General features: G+C 71.2%; 21 protein-coding genes. 8 read left to right on the top strand and 13 right to left on the bottom strand.

The window, feature by feature from the left end:
- Positions 1–14: 14 nt before the first annotated feature.
- The 5 genes from HH310_RS20495 to HH310_RS20475 all read right to left on the bottom strand — a co-directional run bounded on the left by HH310_RS20495 (position 15) and on the right by HH310_RS20475 (position 3,726).
- The gene (locus tag HH310_RS20495; RefSeq protein WP_169177201.1) at positions 15–236 is read right to left on the bottom strand and encodes a type II toxin-antitoxin system HicB family antitoxin; all 222 of its coding nucleotides are present in this window, start codon (positions 234–236) and stop codon (positions 15–17) included.
- Positions 237–735: 499 nt separating this feature from the next.
- A complete protein-coding gene (locus HH310_RS20490; RefSeq protein ID WP_211192401.1) occupies positions 736–2,094 on the bottom strand; it encodes a helix-turn-helix domain-containing protein in 1,359 nt (452 codons plus the stop codon).
- 125 nt (positions 2,095–2,219) lie between these two features.
- The gene (locus HH310_RS20485; RefSeq protein ID WP_169177199.1) at positions 2,220–2,540 is read right to left on the bottom strand and encodes a hypothetical protein; all 321 of its coding nucleotides are present in this window, start codon (positions 2,538–2,540) and stop codon (positions 2,220–2,222) included.
- Positions 2,541–2,666: 126 nt separating this feature from the next.
- Positions 2,667–2,828 (bottom strand): hypothetical protein, encoded by a 162-nt coding sequence (locus HH310_RS20480; RefSeq protein ID WP_169177198.1) that lies wholly within the window; start codon positions 2,826–2,828, stop codon positions 2,667–2,669.
- Between the two features lie 115 nt (positions 2,829–2,943).
- The gene (locus HH310_RS20475) at positions 2,944–3,726 is read right to left on the bottom strand and encodes an aminoglycoside N(3)-acetyltransferase (protein WP_169177197.1); all 783 of its coding nucleotides are present in this window, start codon (positions 3,724–3,726) and stop codon (positions 2,944–2,946) included.
- Between the two features lie 98 nt (positions 3,727–3,824).
- On the opposite strand from HH310_RS20475, the gene HH310_RS20470 reads away from it, so the two are divergent.
- Entirely contained in the window at positions 3,825–5,429 is a 1,605-nt protein-coding gene (locus tag HH310_RS20470) for an acyl-CoA dehydrogenase family protein (RefSeq protein ID WP_312034227.1), read from the top strand.
- A gap of 144 nt (positions 5,430–5,573) precedes the next feature.
- Entirely contained in the window at positions 5,574–6,311 is a 738-nt protein-coding gene (locus HH310_RS20465; RefSeq protein ID WP_169177196.1) for an alpha/beta hydrolase, read from the top strand.
- Here HH310_RS20465 and HH310_RS20460 read toward each other — a convergent pair.
- Positions 6,298–7,770 carry a 26S protease regulatory subunit gene (locus HH310_RS20460; protein WP_169177195.1) on the bottom strand — a complete coding sequence of 491 codons (1,473 nt, stop codon included), beginning with the start codon at positions 7,768–7,770 and terminating at the stop codon, positions 6,298–6,300. The genes HH310_RS20465 and HH310_RS20460 overlap by 14 nt on opposite strands.
- Before the next feature lie 88 nt (positions 7,771–7,858).
- Between HH310_RS20460 and HH310_RS20455 the strand changes: the two genes are divergently transcribed.
- Positions 7,859–8,017, top strand: coding sequence for a hypothetical protein (locus HH310_RS20455; protein ID WP_248294201.1), 159 nt, complete (start codon positions 7,859–7,861; stop codon positions 8,015–8,017).
- 36 nt (positions 8,018–8,053) lie between these two features.
- Here the strand turns inward: HH310_RS20455 and HH310_RS20450 are convergent, their stop codons facing one another.
- From HH310_RS20450 to HH310_RS20440, 3 genes are all read right to left on the bottom strand, one after another.
- Positions 8,054–9,340, bottom strand: a complete 1,287-nt coding sequence (locus HH310_RS20450) for a mannitol dehydrogenase family protein (protein ID WP_169177194.1) — start codon at positions 9,338–9,340, stop codon at positions 8,054–8,056.
- A complete protein-coding gene (uxaC, locus tag HH310_RS20445; protein ID WP_169177193.1) occupies positions 9,337–10,746 on the bottom strand; it encodes a glucuronate isomerase in 1,410 nt (469 codons plus the stop codon). The genes HH310_RS20450 and uxaC overlap by 4 nt, the downstream gene beginning before the upstream one ends.
- A gap of 102 nt (positions 10,747–10,848) precedes the next feature.
- On the bottom strand, positions 10,849–11,043 hold the full coding sequence (locus tag HH310_RS20440) for a ferredoxin (protein WP_248294200.1): 195 nt from the start codon (positions 11,041–11,043) through the stop codon (positions 10,849–10,851).
- A 376-nt stretch (positions 11,044–11,419) separates the two neighbouring features.
- Here HH310_RS20440 and HH310_RS20435 point away from each other — a divergent pair, with 376 nt between their 5' ends.
- The 3 genes from HH310_RS20435 to HH310_RS20425 are packed head-to-tail and all read left to right on the top strand — an operon-like array spanning position 11,420 to position 13,161.
- On the top strand, positions 11,420–11,725 hold the full coding sequence (locus HH310_RS20435) for a hypothetical protein (RefSeq protein ID WP_169177191.1): 306 nt from the start codon (positions 11,420–11,422) through the stop codon (positions 11,723–11,725).
- A gap of 35 nt (positions 11,726–11,760) precedes the next feature.
- The gene (locus tag HH310_RS20430; protein ID WP_169177190.1) at positions 11,761–12,273 is read left to right on the top strand and encodes a pyridoxamine 5'-phosphate oxidase family protein; all 513 of its coding nucleotides are present in this window, start codon (positions 11,761–11,763) and stop codon (positions 12,271–12,273) included.
- 57 nt (positions 12,274–12,330) lie between these two features.
- Positions 12,331–13,161: a DUF1028 domain-containing protein gene (locus HH310_RS20425; RefSeq protein WP_169177189.1), complete on the top strand. Its 831-nt coding sequence runs from the start codon at positions 12,331–12,333 to the stop codon at positions 13,159–13,161.
- Between the two features lie 3 nt (positions 13,162–13,164).
- Here the strand turns inward: HH310_RS20425 and HH310_RS20420 are convergent, their stop codons facing one another.
- From HH310_RS20420 to HH310_RS20405, 4 genes are read right to left on the bottom strand one after another with little or no spacing between them, the layout of a single operon-like run.
- Complete coding sequence (locus HH310_RS20420) at positions 13,165–13,863, bottom strand: WXG100 family type VII secretion target (protein WP_169177188.1); 699 nt, start codon at positions 13,861–13,863, stop codon at positions 13,165–13,167.
- Positions 13,860–14,177: a type VII secretion target gene (locus HH310_RS20415; protein WP_169177187.1), complete on the bottom strand. Its 318-nt coding sequence runs from the start codon at positions 14,175–14,177 to the stop codon at positions 13,860–13,862. The genes HH310_RS20420 and HH310_RS20415 overlap by 4 nt, the downstream gene beginning before the upstream one ends.
- A gap of 44 nt (positions 14,178–14,221) precedes the next feature.
- Positions 14,222–14,896 carry a response regulator transcription factor gene (locus HH310_RS20410; protein WP_169177186.1) on the bottom strand — a complete coding sequence of 225 codons (675 nt, stop codon included), beginning with the start codon at positions 14,894–14,896 and terminating at the stop codon, positions 14,222–14,224.
- On the bottom strand, positions 14,893–16,131 hold the full coding sequence (locus tag HH310_RS20405; RefSeq protein WP_169177185.1) for a sensor histidine kinase: 1,239 nt from the start codon (positions 16,129–16,131) through the stop codon (positions 14,893–14,895). The genes HH310_RS20410 and HH310_RS20405 overlap by 4 nt, the downstream gene beginning before the upstream one ends.
- 111 nt (positions 16,132–16,242) lie before the next feature.
- Between HH310_RS20405 and HH310_RS20400 the strand changes: the two genes are divergently transcribed.
- Together HH310_RS20400 and HH310_RS20395 are read left to right on the top strand one after the other, a co-directional pair.
- A complete protein-coding gene (locus HH310_RS20400; protein WP_169177184.1) occupies positions 16,243–17,022 on the top strand; it encodes an ABC transporter ATP-binding protein in 780 nt (259 codons plus the stop codon).
- On the top strand, positions 17,019–19,352 hold the full coding sequence (locus tag HH310_RS20395) for an ABC transporter permease (RefSeq protein ID WP_169177183.1): 2,334 nt from the start codon (positions 17,019–17,021) through the stop codon (positions 19,350–19,352). Before HH310_RS20400 ends, HH310_RS20395 begins: the two co-directional genes overlap by 4 nt.
- Positions 19,353–19,360 lie beyond the last annotated feature (8 nt).

The following is a 19,360-nucleotide window of genomic DNA, read 5'->3' as shown; positions in this document are numbered from 1 at the left end:
TGACCTGTTACGTACTACAGCGGCACCGCCGACACCGGCGGTGCCGCATTTTCGCCCCGGCCGTCCTCCTCGATGAGGCCGATCAACGCCTCGCGAAGGTCATCCAGTGCGGCTTCCTCGGTGTCACCCTCGCCGTGTGCGCCCACGCCCGGGCGTAGTTGAGCATGAGCGCCCCACACGCCGTCTTCATCGCGCTCAACGACGACGGGCACTGTAACGGTGCGAGCCTCAGCCACGCTGCCAGCATAGCGCGAGCCCGGGCCTGCCGATGGCTCGGTTGCGGGACGTGGAGCCCCCCAGCCACGGCCGTACCAGCGTTCGAGTCCGTTCGGCCCGCCCATCCGGCTGCCGAGACGGACGGGTGGTGTCCAGGTCGCCCACTCCCGTCCTCGGCTCTGTCACGGACCTCGCTCACGTACTGCGAGCAAGCTTTCCTTAGTCGCGTCACGCCTCTTTTCAACTGAACAAGGTCATCGACGCCAGCGCTAAGGCCGAGTACCCCGAACGCCGAGGAGGTGGACAATCTATTCACCGTCGCCGATTGCACAGCGCAATCGAAGTTCCATCGCAGTGTCTCGTCAGGCGTCGCCGGACAATCGAGTGGTCGTGAAGATCGATCCGGCCGCTACCGCGGGGTCATCGACTCCCTCGATCTGTCCTCGTGGTCCGGTGCGCTAGCCGCGAGGCTCGCAGGCGAATCGCCGGCCATGAGTAAACCGCAGGTGGCGGTGGCGATCAGGAGTACTGATCTGTGCGGTAGTAGCGTCGCTTTGGATCCTGCGGGCCGGTGCCGACTTCGCGAACGAGTCCGCGCTCGGCGAGGCCGGCCAGCCGAGTTCGGGTAGCGCGCGTGCTCATCTCGACAATTTTGGCTATCTCGCTGGTTGACATGCCGTGGTCGACATTCTCGAAAGCGTTGAGGATCGCTTGGTCTTTCTCGCCGAGCGTCAATACCTTGACCCGCGTGGTGGACAGAGTGACCCGGAACCGAGTACCGATCTCTTCCAGGATTGGGGCGGCGAGGCCGGCTTCGCGGCATGCGGAGGTCATGCGTTGGATGCCGCTGCCCCACTGTTCGATGAGGCCGAGCGAGTGGAAGACGCGGCCGATGACGCGGTTGCGGAGTTTGGAGACGCCACGCTGCACGTCTTCGACGGTGAGGCCGAAAGGTAGCAATCCTGGGTTCTCAACCTCCATCCTGTCGTCGAAGATCGCGACTCGGATGGGAGCGCCGCGTTGCCGGTAGTCGGCGTGGGCGATCGCGTTGATGACCGCTTCGCGTACGGCGACCGGCGGGATGCTCCACAGCTCGGTGCGGCGCACCGGGCCGATCTCTGCCCCATGCAGGCTGTGTTTACGAACGAACGCGATTGCGTCATCCGCAGCTCTGACCAGATGAGTTCGGATCTCCGTGTGATCGATGATCCGGCTCTTATCCGTCCCGTGAAAACGGCCGACCTGCAGCCAGGCGTCGGGGAAGTGCCGTTCACGATCCCGCCCGAACAAGAGGATGCCACCTACGGTAGGGACCATGCGTCCCTGATGCGCGGTGACGAGCCGGAGGGTCTCCAGATCTGGGCGGCGTAGCGTCCGCACGGGAGCGAACGACTCGGAAGCTGCTCGGAAGTCGACTGCTTCTGAGTTCAGTTCCGGCAACGGCTGCTCGTCGTACGCCTCGCCGCGTGCGTAGCGCCGGAGTTCTTCGATGAGTTCAGTATCAGCCAGTCGGTTGGTCGAACCGACCCGGACATACACGCCGTCGGTGAGGCCCTCGCGTTCAAGAAAGTGAGGACGCGTCGGGCTAGGAAAGATCTGCATGGCCACAACGTGGGTGCCGCGCCAGGGCACGATCTCCAGCTCTGGGACCAGGCGTGGTGAGATCTGGTCGCTTATCAGGTTGGCTATCCGCTCCTCAAGATCGAGGGGATCGGGGACCCCACGCACGTTGCGGGTCCCGTCCTCGACACCGATGACGATGATGCCGCCGGCGGTATTAGCGAACGCAACGATGGTCTTGAGCACGCCGCGCGGTGAAGAAACGTCGCGCTTGAACTCGAGCGTTTTACCCTCTGGACGCTTGAGCAGTTCGAGCAAGTCCACAAGCTCGGAAGTCTACTACGAATCACGGGGCATCACTCGACACGTTGAGGGCTGCTGCTCGGCGAGCTGTACAGCAAGCAGCCCGCGCCGACAGCGGGTTGACGACGGCCCCAACCGCGCTAGCGGTCTGACTGCTCCGGAAGGGTGAGGCCGGGCCGCATATGGTGGGAGATGGTCACGTGACCGGGACCGCCGGCGCGCTGTACGGGGTGTCGCCCCAGCAGGACCGTCTCCGCTGAGCAGACGCCGGGGCCGGTGACGCCCGCAGCCGTGGTCGCGGTCAACGTGACCTGGACCGTACGAGACTTGCCCGGAGCGAGCGTGAAGCCGACCGGCCGAGCGGAGAGCCAGGTGGCGCCGCCGTGCGAGCAGCAGTCACCGAGGCCGTTCAGGAACAGCGTGCTCGTCGAGGTGTCGCCGTCCGCCTCGGCCCGGCGCATTAGACGAGGCTGCCGATGATCCGCAGTTCGCCCACGCCACCTCGGGTGGATAGGCGGCGCCGGCGCTGAACCTGCCGGTCGTGGAGTCGAACACCACGGTCGAGGCGGACGTGTCGCAGCCGCTGTTCACGCACCCGCCGACCAGGTAGCCTCGCCGGCCACGGACGGTCTCGGTTCGGCCGCCACCGCCGGGCCGCCGGTGGGCAGTCCGGCGAGGGTGACGGCCAGCGTCAGGATCCCGGCGGCGACGGTCCGTCGCCACCCGGGCCTGCGACGCGATGCAGGCATGAAGTCTCGCTTTCTCTCGCCCGGCCACAAAGATCGACCGGGGTGCATAGGATCGTCCCGGTCATCGACGTCGATGATCAAGACTTTGTGTCCTATGTCGAGAGAAAATGTCCTCTCAGGACCAGCCCGCCCGGTGCCGGGGAATCCAGTCCCCGGCGAAATCCACCACCTCTCGCTGGCTCATCAACCGCGCCGTCGCCGACCCGACCGCCCCCACCGAAACCGCCCCGGTCTTCTCGAACGCCTCCCCCAGCAGGCCGAAATCGCTCGCGTCGACCGCCACCTCCGACCACGTCTCCCAGCGCGCCCGCCCGTCCCGCCCCCGGATCGACGAGCCGGTCACGTGCCGCGGCGCCGCCGCGATCCGCGACTCGGCCAGATGCAGCGACGTGTTCGACTCGTACCCGCAGCCCAGCAGCAGGATCCGCCCGTCCAGCCGATACACCGCCCCGATCGGGGACCGCTCCCCCAGCCCGTCGGCCCGCGCGTGATCCCCCACGATCTCCGCGGCCCGCGCCCCCACCGCCGCGAACGACACCTGCGGATGATCACTGCGCAGCGCCCCGGGCCAGTTGCGCACGAGCTCGGCCAGCACGCCCATCCACCGGCTGGCCGGCGTGCGCCCGACATCGAACCCGGGCGCCTCGTGCCGGATCGCCTCCCACATCGACGACGGCACCGGCGGATTGCCCCAGCTGGCCGGATCCGTGTTCTCCGAGGTGTGCGTGGGCACCACCAGCGTCCCCGCCACGCCGAGCAGCGCCTCCACGACAGCCTGCGGCCCACCCACCACGAACCCCAGGCTCCGGTACGCCGAATGGACCACCACCACCGCACCATCACCGAGCCCGAGCCGTCGCAGATCGGCGGTCAGCGTGTCCCGGGTCGCGTATTCCATGCGGGCGACCTTAGCCCTCCCGGCGCATCGATCCCGAGTTATCCACAGGGGCGGCGGAGCCGGTTGGCCCCGAAGTTACCCGGCGGTACATTGCGGTGGTGAGCGAAACCCACGAGGTCTTCAATCAGGCGCCCCCGCTGGCCGGCTACGACGTCGCGGCCGACACCGCGCTGCTGGCCGCCGTGGCCCGCGAGGGCGCCCCGTGGTCGGTCGGCGACCTGCACCGCCTCGGCAAGCTGACCGGCTCCGCCGAGCCGCAGCGCTGGGCCGACGACGCCAACCGCTTCCCCCCGCGCCTGGTCACCCACGACCGGTTCGGGCATCGCGTCGACGAGGTCGAGTTCCACCCCTCCTGGCATCGCCTGATGGAGGTGGCCGTCGCCGAGGGCCTGGCCGGCACCGCCTGGAGCACCGGCCACCCGGGGGCCCACGTCGCCCGCGCCGCCGCTCTCTACGTCTGGTCACAGGTCGAGTCCGGCCACACCTGCCCCATCTCGATGACGTACGCGGTCATCCCCGCCCTGCGCCACGCCCCCGACCTCGCCGCGCGGTACGAACCACTGCTCACCGCACGCGCGTACGACCCGGGTCTGCGCACCCCCTCGGCGAAGGCCGGGCTCCTCGCCGGCATGGGCATGACCGAGAAGCAGGGCGGCTCCGACGTCCGGGCCAACACGACGACCGCGACCGCGGCGGCCGACGGCACCTGGCGGCTGCGCGGCCACAAGTGGTTCACCAGCGCACCCATGTGCGACCTGTTCCTGGTGCTGGCCCAGGCGCCGGCCGGGCTGTCGTGTTTCCTGGTGCCACGGGTGCTGCCGGACGGCACCCGCAACGTGTTCCGCATCCAGCGGCTCAAGGACAAGCTCGGCAACCGCAGCAACGCGAGCAGCGAGCCCGAGTTCGACGACACCACCGCCTGGCTGGTGGGCGGCGAGGGCGACGGCATCCGCACGATCATCGAGATGGTCGCGATGACCCGGGTGGACTGCGTGATCGGCAGCGCCGCCGGCATGCGCGCCGCGCTCAGCCAGGCGATCCACCACACCCGGCACCGCAACGCGTTCGGCGGCCCGCTGGCCGGCAAGCCCGCGATGCGCAACGTTCTCGCGGACATGGCGCTCGAGTCGGAGGCCGCGACCCTGCTGGCGGTGCGGCTGGCCGGTGCGGTGGATCGCGGCGAGCAGGGATTCAAGCGCCTGGCGGTCGCGGTGGGCAAGTTCTGGGTGTGCAAGCGCCAGCCCGCCCTGGTGGGTGAGGCGCTGGAATGCCTGGGCGGCAACGGTTACGTCGAGGAGTCGGGCATGCCGCGCCTGTACCGGGACGCCCCGCTGAACTCGATCTGGGAGGGTTCCGGCAACGTGCAGGCGCTGGACGTGCTGCGCACGCTGCGGCGCGACCCGTCGTCGCTGGACGTGTTCCTCGACGAGGTCGCGGCGGCGGCGGGCGCGGACCGCCGGCTCGACGACGCGCTGCTCGGCCTGAAGAGTGAGCTGACCGACGACCCGGAGGGGCAGGCCCGCCGGGTGGTCGAGCGGATGGCGCTGGTGTTGCAGGCGTCCCTGCTGGTCCGGCACGCACCGGCCGACGTGGCCGACGCCTTCTGCGCGAGCCGCCTGGCCGGCGATTGGGGACACTCCTTCGGCACGCTTCCGCGGGGCGTCGACACGGCCGCACTCGTCGACCGGGCGGCACCCGCCTAGTGCTAAGGTTCCCGGCAGCCGTGCGAGAGACCGAGGAGGTGGTACCCGTGAAGCAGCAGACATGGGTGCTCCCCCGCGGGGTCACGGCCGGGCGATAGGTCGTCCGGGAGCACCGTCATCGCGTACTCCCGAAAGGCACGACCCATGGAATTCACCGCTGAACAGCACCTCGACGACGGTGTCCTCGAGCGCCGGTTCACCCTCGGCGACATCCCGGGCATCCTGTGGACCCCGGCTTCCGCGCCGGCACCGCTTCTTCTGCTGGGCCATCCGGGCGGACTGCACCGCATGTACCCGCGGCTGGCCGGCCGGGCCCGGCACGCCGCCGCGGAGGGCTTCGCCGCGGCCACCATCGAGCTCCCCGGCAGCGGCGACCGGCCCGCTTCCGCCGTCGCCGAGCAGGCCCGCGCCGACCTGCGCCGGGCCCTGGCCGCCGGCGAGCCGGTCAGCGACGACATCGTCGACCGGCTCATCCTTCCGCTGGTCGAGGACGCGACCCCGGAATGGCGGGCTCTGCTCGACGCCCTCCTGCCGCTCCCGGAGATCGCCGGCCGGGTCGGATTCGCGGGTGGGGTGATCTCCCTCGGCGTACGGCTGGCGGTGGTCGAGCCCCGCATCTCGGCCGCCCTGCTGTTCGCCGGCAGTTTCGTGCCGCGCACCATCATCGAGCAGGCCCGGCAGGTCACCATTCCGCTGCATGTGCTGCTGCAGTGGGACGACCAGGGAAACGACCGGCAGATGGCGCTCGACCTGTTCGACGCGTTCGGCTCGACGGAGAAGACGCTGCACGCCAACATGGGCGGCCACACCGGCGTCCCGCGGTTCGAGGGGGACGCCGGGAACCGGTTCTTCGCCCGGCACCTGTCGGCTACTGCGACGTGAGCACTTCCCGGATGCTGCCGAGCAGGTCCTGCTGAGAGATCGGCTCGACCTGCCCGCCGCCGCTGCGGGCGTCCTGCATCGCCTTCGCCAGCTGCACCCGCCGCAGCACCTCCTTGATGTCGGCGCCGGTCATGCCGGCGCTGGCACGGGCGAGCTCGTCCAGGTCGAGATCCTCGGCGAACATGCGGAAGCCGGGCGCGTCGTGCGCGGCGATGAGGCTGCGGATCATCTTGCGGAAGATCTCGGCGCGCCCGGCCTCGTCCGGCCGCGGCACGTTGATCTTGACGTCGAAGCGGCCGGAGCGGATCAGCGAGTCGTCGACGCGGTGCGGGAAGTTGGTGGTGGCCACCACGATCACGTTGGGGTTGGCCTCGATGAGGTCGTTCATCTCCTGCTTGAAGATGCCGGCCACGGCGTTGATCGCCTGGCTGGCCGCGTCGCCGCCGGCGCCCGCGTAGCTGATGATCGAGTCGAACTCGTCGAACAGCATGAGCGTGGGCACCCGGTAGCGGCGGGCGTCCCGGAAGATCTGCTTGATGTTGCGTTCCGAGCCGCCGAGCCACTTGTCCAGGATCTCCGGGGTGCGGATCTCCCGGAAGTCGGCGCCGATCTCGTTGGCGAGCGCTCGCGACAGCATGGTCTTGCCGGTGCCGGGCGGCCCGAACATCAGGATGCCCTGCGGCCGGCGGGCACCCCAGCGGGCCATCGCCTCGGGATGCCGGAACGACACGGCGATCTGGCGGAGCTCGGCGACCAGATCGTTGAGTCCGCCGACCATGTCGAGCGTGACCGTCTGGGTGGTCGGCGGCACCTTCGACACGGTTTCCCGGCTGATCACGTAGCGCCGGCCGCGGAGGGCGTCCGGGCCGGTCAGCTCGAGCACGGTCTGCAGCATCAGCCCGGTGAAAGCCTGCAGGTGGGCGGGGGTGACGTCGTCGCGCGGCACCTCGGCGTGCAGCCGCACGACGGTTCCGCTCTCGTCGTAGGTCACGCCGGCCTGCAGGCCGACCACGGCATCCGCGAGAGTGGCGGGCGGGCGGTTCGGCGTCGGCTGGGCGGGGCGATCCAGACCCAGTTTCCGGTACGCCGCCGCGGCCGCCGCACCCACACCATCGACGATGCGGGTGGCGACCGGATCACCGGCTTCGATCCGTTTCGCGAGCAGCAGCCCGACCGGGTCGTTGCCGAGCACCAGCGCGCGGATGCGCTCCTTGGACATCGGCTCGTCGGCGGTGCTGATCGCCGCGTCGAACGTGTGCACCGGCCCGCCCGGCCGGTCCGCGCTGGCCACCGTCAGGTCGACCCGCTGCACCGGCGCCGGCCAGGTGCTGCGGCGGAGCAGCTCGACCGGGTTGACCCGGGCGGCCGCCAGTATCGTGCCGGCGTCGACCAGCTCGACGGTGGCTCCGGCGTACTCGAAAGTCTCGCCGCGCGGACGTGCGAAGCTCGCGTCTGACATGGTCTTCCTCCGACCTGGGCCAGGCAGTGTCCCGCACCAAGAGTGACACGCCCGCACACCCGACGCCCTCCAGAAGTAGCGTGTGCGCATGACCGTCGATGCGATCTACGCCGATCCGCGGCTCGCCGCGCTGTACGACCTGTTCGAGGACGACCGGGACGACCTGGACGCGTACGTGGCGATCGCGGCCGACCTGGACGCGCGGACGGCCCTGGACGTGGGCTGCGGGACCGGGCGCCCTGGTTAGACCGGCTTCTCGATCGCGCTTCGTGACGAGGCGCCGTCAGACAGCCTTCTCGATCGCGGCGACCAGGTCGTCGTCGCCGGCCAGCTCCGGGGCCAGCAGCCCGAGCACGGCCCGCACGTCCGAGGCCCGCTGCCGGTACGGCTCGGCGCCGGCGTCCGCCACCGGTGCTCCGGCGCCGCGCAGATGGGCGATCCACGCCGCGACGATCCGGACGGTGCCCGGCGGCATCCGGCCGGCGGCGCGTTCGGCGCGCAGCACCGGCAGCACCCGGATCGGGATCTTCTGCGAGCCGTCGGCGGCGATCTGCGCCAGGGTGTGCCGGATCCGCGGGTTGGCGAACCGGGTCAGCAGCGCGGCCCGGTAGGCGGTCAGCTCCGCGGCGGGTAACGGCAGGTGACGGCTCGCCTCGTCCCACCATTCGCCGAGCCAGGCGCGGCACGTGTCGTCAGCGACGGCGTCGGCCACGGTCTGGTGGCCGCGCGCGCTCCCCGCGTACGCGAGAAGGCTGTGCCCGCCGTTGAGCAGCAGAAGTTTGCGCTGCTCATGCGGCGTGACATCAGCGACAAAACGGGCGCCGGCGTCGTCCCAGCGGGGGCGGCCGGACGGGAACACGCCGCTGAGCACCCATTCGGTGAACGGCTCGGTGACGACCGGGACGGCATCGTCGAAACCGGTCAGCGCGCGGGCGGCGGCCACGTCGTCGTCGGTGCTGCGCGGGGTGATCCGGTCGACCATCGTCGAGACGAACGAGACGTGGTCGCGGATCCACGGGACCAGGGCGGGTTCGGCCAGTTCGGTGAAGTCGTAGAGCACCCGGGCGACGGCGGCCGCGTTGTCCGGCAGGTTGTCGCACGGGACGATCGCTATCGGTCCTCCGCGATAGACGCGACGTTCCGAGAGTCCCGCCATCAGCCGGCCGGGCACGGTGCGGACCGGATCGCCGCGCCGCCACGCCGCCACGTCGGCCCGCACCCGCTCGGAGGTCGAGTCGAGCCGCCCGTCCGGGCCGCGCAGATAGCCGGCTTCCGTCACCGTCAGCGTGAGCACGGCGGTGTGCGGCGACGCCAGGTGCGTCCGCCAGGCTTCAAGATCATTTCCCGCGTACGCCCGATCGACCGCCCCGATGATCGACGCCTGGTCCGTCACCGGCCCGCGGACCAGCAGCGTGTACCGCCCGTGCTGCCGGTTCAGCGCGTCGGCCGCCGTCGGCGAGCGCCCGGTGAACGCGGCGATCGGCCACTGCTGCGCGTCCGGGGCGGCCGACGTGTACCAGGCCTGGTGCGCGCGGAAGAAATTGCCCAGGCCCAGGTGCACGATCCTCATAGCTTGAACACTCGTTTCGGTTGCTCGGCGACCAGCGTGCGCAGCGTGCCGGCGGCCTCGTCCTCGCCGAGCCGGTGCTCGGCGACCAGCTGGGCCAGGTGGCCGGCGTCGAGCCGCCGGGACATGTCGTGCCGGGCCGGGATCGAGCAGAACGCGCGGGTGTCGTCGATGAACCCGGACAGCCGGGCGAACCCGGCGATCTCGGTCACCGACCGCTGGAACTCCCGGATCGCGGACGGGTTGTCCAGGAACCACCAGGGCGCGCCCGCGTACACCGACGGGTAGAACCCGGCGAGCGGCGCGATCTCGCGGCTGAACACGTCCGCGTCGACGGTGAACAGCACCAGGTGGAAGCCCGGTTCGGTGCCGAACGCGGCGAGCAGCGGCTGCAACGCCCGGGTGAACTCGACAGCGACCGGGATGTCGTGACCGGTGTCCGGCCCGTACCGGTGCAGGGTTTCCGGGTGGTGGTTGCGGTAGATGCCCGGGTGCAGGGTCATCACGAGTCCGTCCTCGACCGACATGCGGGCCATCTGGAACAGCATGTGCCGCCGGAACGCCACGGTCTCCGCGCTGGTCGCCTGGCCGGCCAGGGCACGCCGGAAGATCCGTTCCGGCTCCCGGCCACCCAGCGGTTCCGCGTACGCGTCGGCATGGCTGTGGTCGGCGGACACGGCGCCGTGCTCGACGAAGTGCCGGCGGCGCTGCCGGAGCGCCGCCACGTACCCGCCGTACGTGCTGACGTCGACGTCCGCGGCCTCGCCGAGGGTCTTGACCAGGTCGGGCCAGTCGGTGCGGCCCGCCTCGAGGTATTTGTCCGGCCGGAACGTCGGCGCCACCCGGGTGCGGATCGCGGGGTCGGCGGCGAGCGCCGCGTGCGGGGACAGGTCGTCGGCCGGGTCGTCGGTGGTGGCCAGGAACTCGATGCCGAACCGCTCGAGCAGGGCCCGCGGCCGGTGACTCGGCGCGGCCAGTTGCTCGGCGATCCGGTCGTACAGGGCATCGGCGTTGTTCGCGTCCGGCCGTGACGTGATTCCGAAGATGTCGCCGAGCTCGGCGTCCAGCCAATACCGCACCGGGGTGCCGCGCAGCAGATGCCAGTTCTCGCACAGCAGCCGCCAGGCCGCCCGCGCCCGGTCGGCCGGCAGCGGCCCCTCACCGACGCCGAGCCGGTCGAGGGTGACGCCACCGGCGTGCAGCAGCCGCGTCACGTAGTGGTCGGGCTGGATGAACAGCGCCGCCGGATCGGGGAACGGCGGGTCGTCGAGCAGCATGCGGGGGTCGACATGCCCGTGCGGCGAGATGATCGGCAGGTGCCGCACCTCGTCGTAGAGACGGCGGGCGATCGCCCGCACCTCGGGCTGCGCGGGCAGCAGCCGGTCGGGGTGGAGCAGCGGTTCGCCCATGAATCCATCGTGGTTTGCGCTCCGCGGCCCGGCAAGCCGGATCCGGAAGATCAGCGGTTGTTCCGCTCGGAACGGCCGTGACATGCGACACGGGCGAGGTTGTCAGGAGTGCATGAGGATCACGGCGGCGGGGCATCGCTCGACGGCGAGGGCGACCGCCGCCCGCTCCGACTCCGGGGGCGCCTCATCGAGCACCACGACCAGCGCCTGCTCCTCATCCTGGTCGAACACCGCCGGAGCGGTCATCGCGCAGGTCCCGGAGCCGATGCACAGCCTCGTGTCGACCGTGACCTTCAAGGCAGCACCCCCACCTAAAGTGAACGCCAATACACTGCCCGTCATAGGAACGTCCGTCAATACCGCCCGGCGCCGCCGCACCGCCGGGGCGACGCCGACCCGGCCAAACCCCCGGCCCGTCATATCAACGACACGCAGGCCAGTCCACTGTCGACCATGCTCAATTCCGCGCGCAGGATTCTCGTCGAGGCGTACAAAAGCAACCCCGCGGGCGGAAATTGCCCGGTCGGATGATACGAAACGACCGATCGATGCTTATCGGTGTGATTCCGGACGGTTACTCATCCACAACGGCCGATGCGCGGAGAGTGCCCAATTCGGTTAGGTGGAGTGGCTCGCGCCCCGGCGGCGCGGCCGAGTGAAGGGGACGGAGTCCGTGATCAACGCAGTGATTTTCGTGCGCCCGGAAAACTACGGAGTCACCGCCGCGCGATGCCTCGACTACTGCGCCGCCAAGCGATACAACGTGATCGGCCTGATTCCGGGCGACTGGCCCGCCGCCATGCGCATGCTCAACGAGGGGCTTGCCGGGGTGGTCGTGGTCGCCTCCGCCGAGCAGCTCGACCCGGATCGGGAACCGCGCGTCGAAGTCGTGCCGCGGCGCCTGAACAGCCGTCGCCGCCCGGCGAACGCGCGGCAGTACAGCACCGCCTCGGCGCCGGCGCTGCGAAAGATCAGGTGAGTGCGACCGGGTTCGTCCGCCGATAGCATGCGGCAATGACCGAACCTCTCGCGGAGCTGGACGCGCGGTTCAGCTCGCCCGGCGCGGTGGCGCGGCCCTGGGATGACGTGGACCGGGTGCTCACCGACGCGAAAATCTTCTGGCTGTCGACCGTGCGGACCGACGGGCGCCCCCACGTGACTCCACTGCCGGGCGTCTGGACCACGGGCGCGCTGCATTTCTGCACGGGCGCCGAGGAGCAGAAGGCCCGCAACCTCGCCCACGAGCCGCGGTGCGTCCTCACCACCGGCACCGACCACCAGGACCAGGGTCTGGACGTGATCGTCGAGGGCGCGGCCGGACGCGTCGGCGACCCCGGGCTCCTGCGCACCCTCGCCGGGCTGTGGAAGACCCGCCTGGGCTGGGACTTCACCCCCGGCGACGGCGCGTTCCGCGGCGACGACGGCACCGTGGCCCTGGTCTTCGCCGTGCCCCCGTCGAAGATCCTGGCGTTCGGCAAGGGCGAACCGTACTCACAGACGAGGTTCCGCTTCCCGGCGCGTAGGTGATCTTTTGTTTCGGCGCCCCTCGCGCCCGGGGCGGAATCGCGACTAGCCTGCCGTGCCATGACGTTCTCGATCGTGGCGCGATCCGCCGACGGTAAAGCTCTGGGTGTGGCCGTGGCCAGCAAGTTCCTGGGGGTGGGAGCGGCGGTGCCGGCCGCGTCGGCGGAGGTCGGAGCCGTGGCCACCCAGTCGTATGCGAACCTCGCGTACAAGCCGCAGGCGCTCGCGATGCTCGGCACCGGCACGGCGGCGGCGGAAACCGTGAAGGCGCTGATCGCCGGGGACGCCGGCGCGGTCGACCAGCGCCAGGTCGGGGTGGTGGCGCCGAGCGGCGACGGGGCGACGTTCACCGGGACCGCGTGCCATCCATGGGCGGGCGGGGTGGCCGGCGACGGCTACGCGATCCAGGGAAACATGCTCGCCGGCCCGCAGGTCGTCGCGGACATGGAGAGCACCTGGCTGGCCGGCGCGGGCGAGGACCGCCTGGCGTACCGCTTGCTCGCGGCGCTGCGGGCCGGCGACCTCGCGGGCGGCGACCGGCGCGGCCGGCAGAGCGCCGCGTTGCTGGTGGCGGCGAAGGGCATGGGCTACGGCGGCACCAGCGACGTGTGGGTCGACCTGCGCGTCGACGACCACCCGGACCCGGTAGCCGAGATGGCCCGGCTGCTGGCGATGCACTCGCTGTACTTCGAGCGCCCGGACCCGGCGACGCTGATCCCCCTGGAGGCCGAGGCGGCGGCCGAGGTGCGGGCGTTGCTGACCGCCAAGGGGTTCGAGGCCGCGGACCTGGACGAGGCACTGGCCTCCTGGGCAGGCGTCGAGAACCTGGAGGAGCGCATCGTCGCAGGCGCCGTCGATCCGCTGGTGCTGGAGCATCTGCGAGCCAAGTGAGGCTCAGGCGCCCACGATTCTCGACAGGTTGCGCAGGCTGGTGACCAGGGCGCTCGTGTAGCCGAGTAGCCGGCCCGCCCACTTCGTGACCGCGCCGGCTATCTGGGCGGCCACCAGCGGGATCGTCACCACGAAGAGGGCCTCGGCCGCCCAGACGATCACGCGGGCGACCAGGTCGGCGATGAGGTCGCGGACGATGTCGCGGGTGAACCGCACCAGGTTTCCGGCGGCCTGGGTCGCGGCCGCCATCGCCGACGAGGCGGCGCCCAAGCCGCCTGCGGCCTGCACGTTGCAGGTCATCATCGCCCGGTACGCGTCGGCGGCGGCGCCCTGCCAGTCGGGCAGGTCGGCGGACACCTGCGACTGCAGGGTGGCGGACACGTCGGCGAGCTCGGTAGCCATCCGGTCCCAGCTCGCGGCGTGCGCGGCGACCACGTCGGGCATGCCGGTGAGCCTGTCGAGCATCTCCCGCAGCGGGTCGAAATACTCCATCGCCCAGCCGAGCCCGTTCGCCAGCAGCGCGCTGAGCGGGTCGAGCGTGATGGACACGCCCTCGATCGCGAGTGAGCCGCCGGCCAGCAGGTCGTCGACCCAGCCCTCGCTGCGGATCGCACTGGTCAGGCCCGAGATGCCGTCGGGCAGAGACGTGCCGGTCCACGGGGTGCGAGTCGAGACGACCGGGGCGATCAGGGCGTCGCTCATGCGCCGCCGCCGCCCGCCTGGCGGATGGTCCGGGCCGCGGCGTCGTCGGTTTGCCCGTACGCCTCGGCGGACTGTTCGAGCGCGTCGGCGGCCAGCGCGAGGTTCTCCTCGACGTAGGCGAGCAGGGTGTCATGGCGTACCCGGCGGCCCTCGAGAATGCCGGGGATCCACGAGCACAACATCCCGTACGCGGCGTCGTCCTGGGTGATGTGCGCACCGGCTGACCGGACCGCGGCGAAGCGGGCGCGCACGGCGTCGACCTGCGTGGCGTGCCGCCGGATCTGGGTCGCGTCGGCCTGGAAACCGTCCACCATGCCCGGCGACGGTATCAACGAGCATCAACATGGCGTACGTCCTTTCAGGCGCGCAGGTAGGCGAGGACGGCCCGGACGCGCCGGTGGTCGTCGGCGTCGGGTGGCAGTTCCAGTTTCGTCAGCACGCTCCCGATGTGTTTGGCGACGGCCGCCTCGGTGACGACCAGCGCACGGGCGATCGCGGTGTTGGACCGGCCCTCCGCCACCAGGGCGAGCACCTCACGTTCCCGCGGTGTCAGCAGCAGGAGCGGGTCGCGGCGGCGCGCCAGCAGCTGGCGGACCACCTCGGGGTCGACGACCGTGCGGCCGTCCGCGATGGCGAGGATCGCGTCGACGAACTCGGTCACGTCGCCGATGCGGTCCTTCAGCAGGTATCCGACAGCTGTCGAGCGGCCCGAATCGAGCAGCTCGGACGCGTACGTCTGCTCGACGTACTGGCTCAGCACCAGGACCGGCAGGTCCGGATCGGCGGCGCGCAGCGCGATCGCGGCCTGCAGGCCCTCGTCGCTGAAGCCGGGTGGCATACGCACGTCGGTGACCACGACGTCCGGTGCGAGCTCGACGACCGCGTCGCGCAGCGCGTCCGCGTCGCCGACGGCCGCGACGACTTCGTGGCCGAAGCGTTGGAGGATCACCGCGACGCCCTCGCGCACGATCAGGCCGTCTTCGGCGATGACAACGCGTAGTGCACGGTTCTCCGGGGCGGTGGACGTCGTCATGCCGGCACCGGAATCTCGATACGCACGAGGGTCGGCCCGCCCGGTGGGCTGCTCAGCGCGACCGTGCCGTCGACCGCCGCGACCCGGTCGGCCAGGCCGATCAGCCCGGTGCCCCGGGTGGGGTCGGCGCCGCCGTGCCCGTCGTCGCGGACCTGCAGGACGAACTGCCCGCCGGCCAGCTCGCCGGTGACCGAGACGCGCTGCGCCTCGCTGTGTTTGGCAACGTTCGTCAGGGTCTCCACCACCACGAAATAGGCCGTCACCTCGATGATCGGCGACAGACGCCCGGGCAGTTCGATCGTCACGTCGACCGGTATGGGCACGGTGGCCACGACCTCGCCGACGGCGGCTTCCAGACCGCGGTCGGTGAGGACCTTCGGGTGTACGCCCCGGATCAGCTCACGAATCTCGGTCAGCGCCTGTTTCGCCAGCTCGTGAGCGGTGGCGACCTGCTCGGCTGCGGCTGAGCCACTGGGTATCTCGAGCCGTGCGAGACCGAGTTTCATGCTGAGCGCGACCAGACGCTGCTGGGCGCCGTCGTGCAGATCGCGCTCGATGCGGCGGCGCTCCAGCTCGAAGGCATCGAGCAGCCGGGCGCGGGAGCGGGTCACCTCGACCAGCTTCACGTCGGCGTCGTCGGCCCGGGGCGCGAGGATCGCTCGTGCCATGGCGGCGCGAGCACCGGCCCAGGCGGTCACCGGATAGGCCATGATGATCGCCAAGGGGACGCCCCCGAACGCGACCGGGACCGTCACCCACAGCGACTGGTCGTTGGCATAGAACGGGGTCAGGATCACCCAGAACGGGATCAGGATCGCCCCGGCGAGCACCGCGGCGTCCATCCAGCACAGCATGAGCGCTGACAACAAGGTATAGCCGAGCTCGCGCCAGGTCGCCGTCTCGCGCAGGCGGAACATTACCCAGCCGCGGATGCCACGCCGTGGTGGTGGCCCGTGCGGGTCGGGAAGGGTGTCGTCGTCGACTAGTCTCATGCGCCAGCGCTCCATGCGCGCGATGCCGACGGCGGCGAGAACGGTGCCCACATACGCCGCGACGCCGACGACCACGATGGACAGGATGACGCCGACGCCGATCAGGACCGTGAGGAGCGCGAACGTCACCAGGCCGAAGCCGACGCCGCCGACAAGGTAGGTCAGGGACCGCCAGGGCCAGGCCGAGCAGAGGAACTGCGTCGGCCGCATCGTGAGCGCTTCGAGCGCGTTGCGAACCGGCATGCGAGGCACCGTACCGGCCCGGCCGGGGCCCTGTCGGTAGTGCTGGATATACCTTCAAGACTCCATCCAGCTCCACTGTGCTCGCCGCCGCCGGCCGCTTAGCTGGACGCCATGACGAGGCAGCACACACCACCAGCGGTCGAGCTCCACGAGGTGACCAGGACGTACGGCACCGGGCCGCACCGCGTCACCGCTCTGGACCGGCTCGACATCGCGTTTCCGAGGGGAACGTTCACGGCCGTCATGGGTCCGTCCGGTTCCGGCAAGTCGACGTTGCTTCATTGCGCGGCGGGGCTCGACCGGCCGAGCGCCGGCGAGGTGATGATCGACGGCACGGCGATCGGGGGCCTGTCCGAGCGGATCCTCACGGAGTTGCGACGGTCCCGAGTCGGCTTTGTCTTCCAGGCCTTCAACCTGATCGCCGCGCTGACCGCGGCACAGAACGTGGCATTGCCGTTGCGCCTGGCCGGGCGGTCGCCGGCGCCCGGCGAGGTGACGGCCATGCTCGGCGAGGTCGGGCTCGCCGAGCGGGCCGCGCATCGCCCGGTGGAGCTGTCCGGCGGGCAGCAGCAGCGCGTCGCCATCGCGCGCGCCCTGGTCACCCGCCCGGCGGTGGTGTTCGCGGACGAACCGACCGGTGCGCTGGACGCGACGTCCGGGCGTGAGGTGCTGCGACTGCTGCGGCAGGCCGTGGACCGGCATGGCCAGACGATCGTGATGGTCACGCACGACCCGTTCGCGGCCGCGCACGCCGACCGGGTGTTGTTCCTGGGCGACGGCCGGATCGTTGACGATCTCCACAGCCCGTCCGGCGCGCGGGAGATCGCCGTGCGGACCGCGCGGCTCGAGGAGGCCCGTCCGGGCCGTGGCACCGCGGCGGTGGCGCCGTGACCCTGGCCTGGCAGATGGTGCGGCACCGTTTCGGCAGCTTCGCGGGCACGTTCGTGGCGATCGCGGCCGGTGTGGCGCTGGTCGCGGGCGCCGGCACGTTACTGCTCGCGTCCCGCCCGGCGACGCCCGAGCGCTACTCCGCCGCACCGGTGATGGTGCAATCGCCGGCGGTCGGTCAGGACGACCTGGGCCACCCGGAATATCGCTCGTGGACGCCGCCGGAGGCGGCCGGGCTCGCCGCCCGGCTGGGTTCGCTCCCGGGGGTCACCGCAGCCGTGCCCGATCCGATCTTCTACGTGCAGCGTCTGACGGGTGGGCACGCTACCGGCGACCCGGAAACCGCACGCTCCGACGGGCACGCGTGGTCCGCGGCCGCGCTCGGTGGTTACCGGCTCACCTCCGGACGGGCACCCGCTCGCGACGGTGACGTCGCCGTCGGGGGTGCCACGCCGGGATCGCTGATCGAGGTGGTGACCGCGGCCGGGCCGGCGACCTGGACCGTGACGGGGACACTCGACGGACCCGGCTTGTACGTCGCGGACACCACCGCGTCGCGCCTCGCGGGTGGGGTCCGCGTCATCGGACTGACCGGCACCGGCGATCCCGAAACGGTCGCGGCTGCCGCGCGGGGTGTGGTGGGCAGCGCCGGAACAGTGCTGACCGGTGGCGCACGCAGCGTGCTCGAACCCGGCAGCGAGTCCCGCGTCCGGTGGATCGGCGCGCAGCTCCTCATCGCGATGATGGGGCTGAGTCTGTTCGTCATGGTGTTCGTCGTCGCCTCGACGTGTGCGCTGAGCACCAGGCAGCGTGCCCGCGAGATCGGTCTGCTCCGGACGATCGGGGCCACGCCGGGCCAGGTACGGCGTCTGATGTATTCCGAGACGCTGGTGGTCGCGACGATCGCGGGGCTGGTCGGCGTGCCGGCCGGCGCGTTGGCGGCACCCCTGCTGGCACGGCCGATGATCGACGTCGGAGTCGAGCCCGCCACGTTCGTGGTGCCGGCGCAGCCGATGGCCTGGGTCGCGGCGTTCGTTCTCGGCGTGGTCGTCGCGGTTGCCGGCGTCACCGCCGCTGCCCGCCGGTCCAGCCGGATCTCCCCGCTCGGCGCGTTGCGGGAGGCTGCCGCCGACCGGCGTCCGATGACGGCGGTGCGGTGGATCGCCGGGGTCGGGACGACCGCGGGTGGGGTGGCGCTGCTGGCCGGGTTGCCGTCGATGCCGATCACCACCCGGTCGACCGCCGGGCTGGGCGCGGCGATGCTGCTGCTCACCGCGGCCGCGATGCTGGCGCCGCCGCTGATCGTGCCGTTGGTGCGGGTGGTGACCTGGCCGTGGCGGCGGGCGGCGACCGGCATGCTGGTGCGGGAGGGGACGCTGGTCGCGGTTCGCCGGGTGGCCTCCACCGCCGTGCCGGTGCTGCTGACGGTCGGCTTCATGGTGCTTCTCACCGGGACGGTGGCGACCATCGAACGGGCCACCGGCGCGGACGAGACCGCGAAGATCCCGGTGGCTGAGATCCTGGCGCCGGACGGCACACCGGGACTCAGCGACGCGGTGGTCCGCGCACAGAGCGGGACGTCCAGTCTGCCGACCCGGGTGCTCATCGGAACGGCGGCGGGCGCAAAAGGCTACGACGTCGCGGGGGTGGACGACGATCGCGCGAGCCGGGGTGCCGTCCTGAACCGGTCGACGGCTCGGGAACTGAAGGCCGCCGCCGGGACGACGCTTACTGTCCGCTGGGCGGACGGCTCCGCGGACCGGTTACCGGTCACGGCCGTCGTGGCGGACACGGAGCCGGGTGTCGCGGTGCCCCGGGACCTGGTGCGACGGCACGATCCGGTCGCGCTCACCGATGCCGTGCAACTCCGCGGCCACGCGGTCGCCGCGCCCGGCGCCCAGGTGATGTCCGCGCGGGCGTACGTCCAGGGTCAGATCGACCAGGAGGGCCGGCTCCTCGACCTGTTCCTGGTGGTCCTGATCGGGCTCACCGTCGGCTACACGGGGTTAGCCGTGGCGAACACGCTGCTGATGGCTACGGCCGCACGGCGGGCGGAATTCCGGGCGCTGCGGCTCACCGGCGCGACCACCGGTCAGGTGCTGCGGGTTACCTCGGCGGAGGCGGTGCTGGCGGTCGTCATCGGGACCGGCCTGGCGGCGGCGGTCGCGGCGGTCTCTCTCGACGGCATGCGGTCGGCGGTCGCGGCCGAGCTGAACCGGGCGGTGGACGTGGTGATCCCCTGGCCGGCGGCGCTGACGGTGATGGCGGTCTGTGTCGTGGTGGCCGTGATCGCCACCGCGGTTCCGATTCTGCGGGGGCGGACGGTGACATGATCGGGAAG

Origin of the sequence: Actinoplanes sp. TBRC 11911, from assembly GCF_012933445.1 — a bacterium.
GTDB lineage: Bacteria > Actinomycetota > Actinomycetes > Mycobacteriales > Micromonosporaceae > Actinoplanes.
The sequence above is the reverse complement of the archived record's forward strand: the minus strand, read 5'-3'. Positions and strand labels throughout refer to the sequence as shown.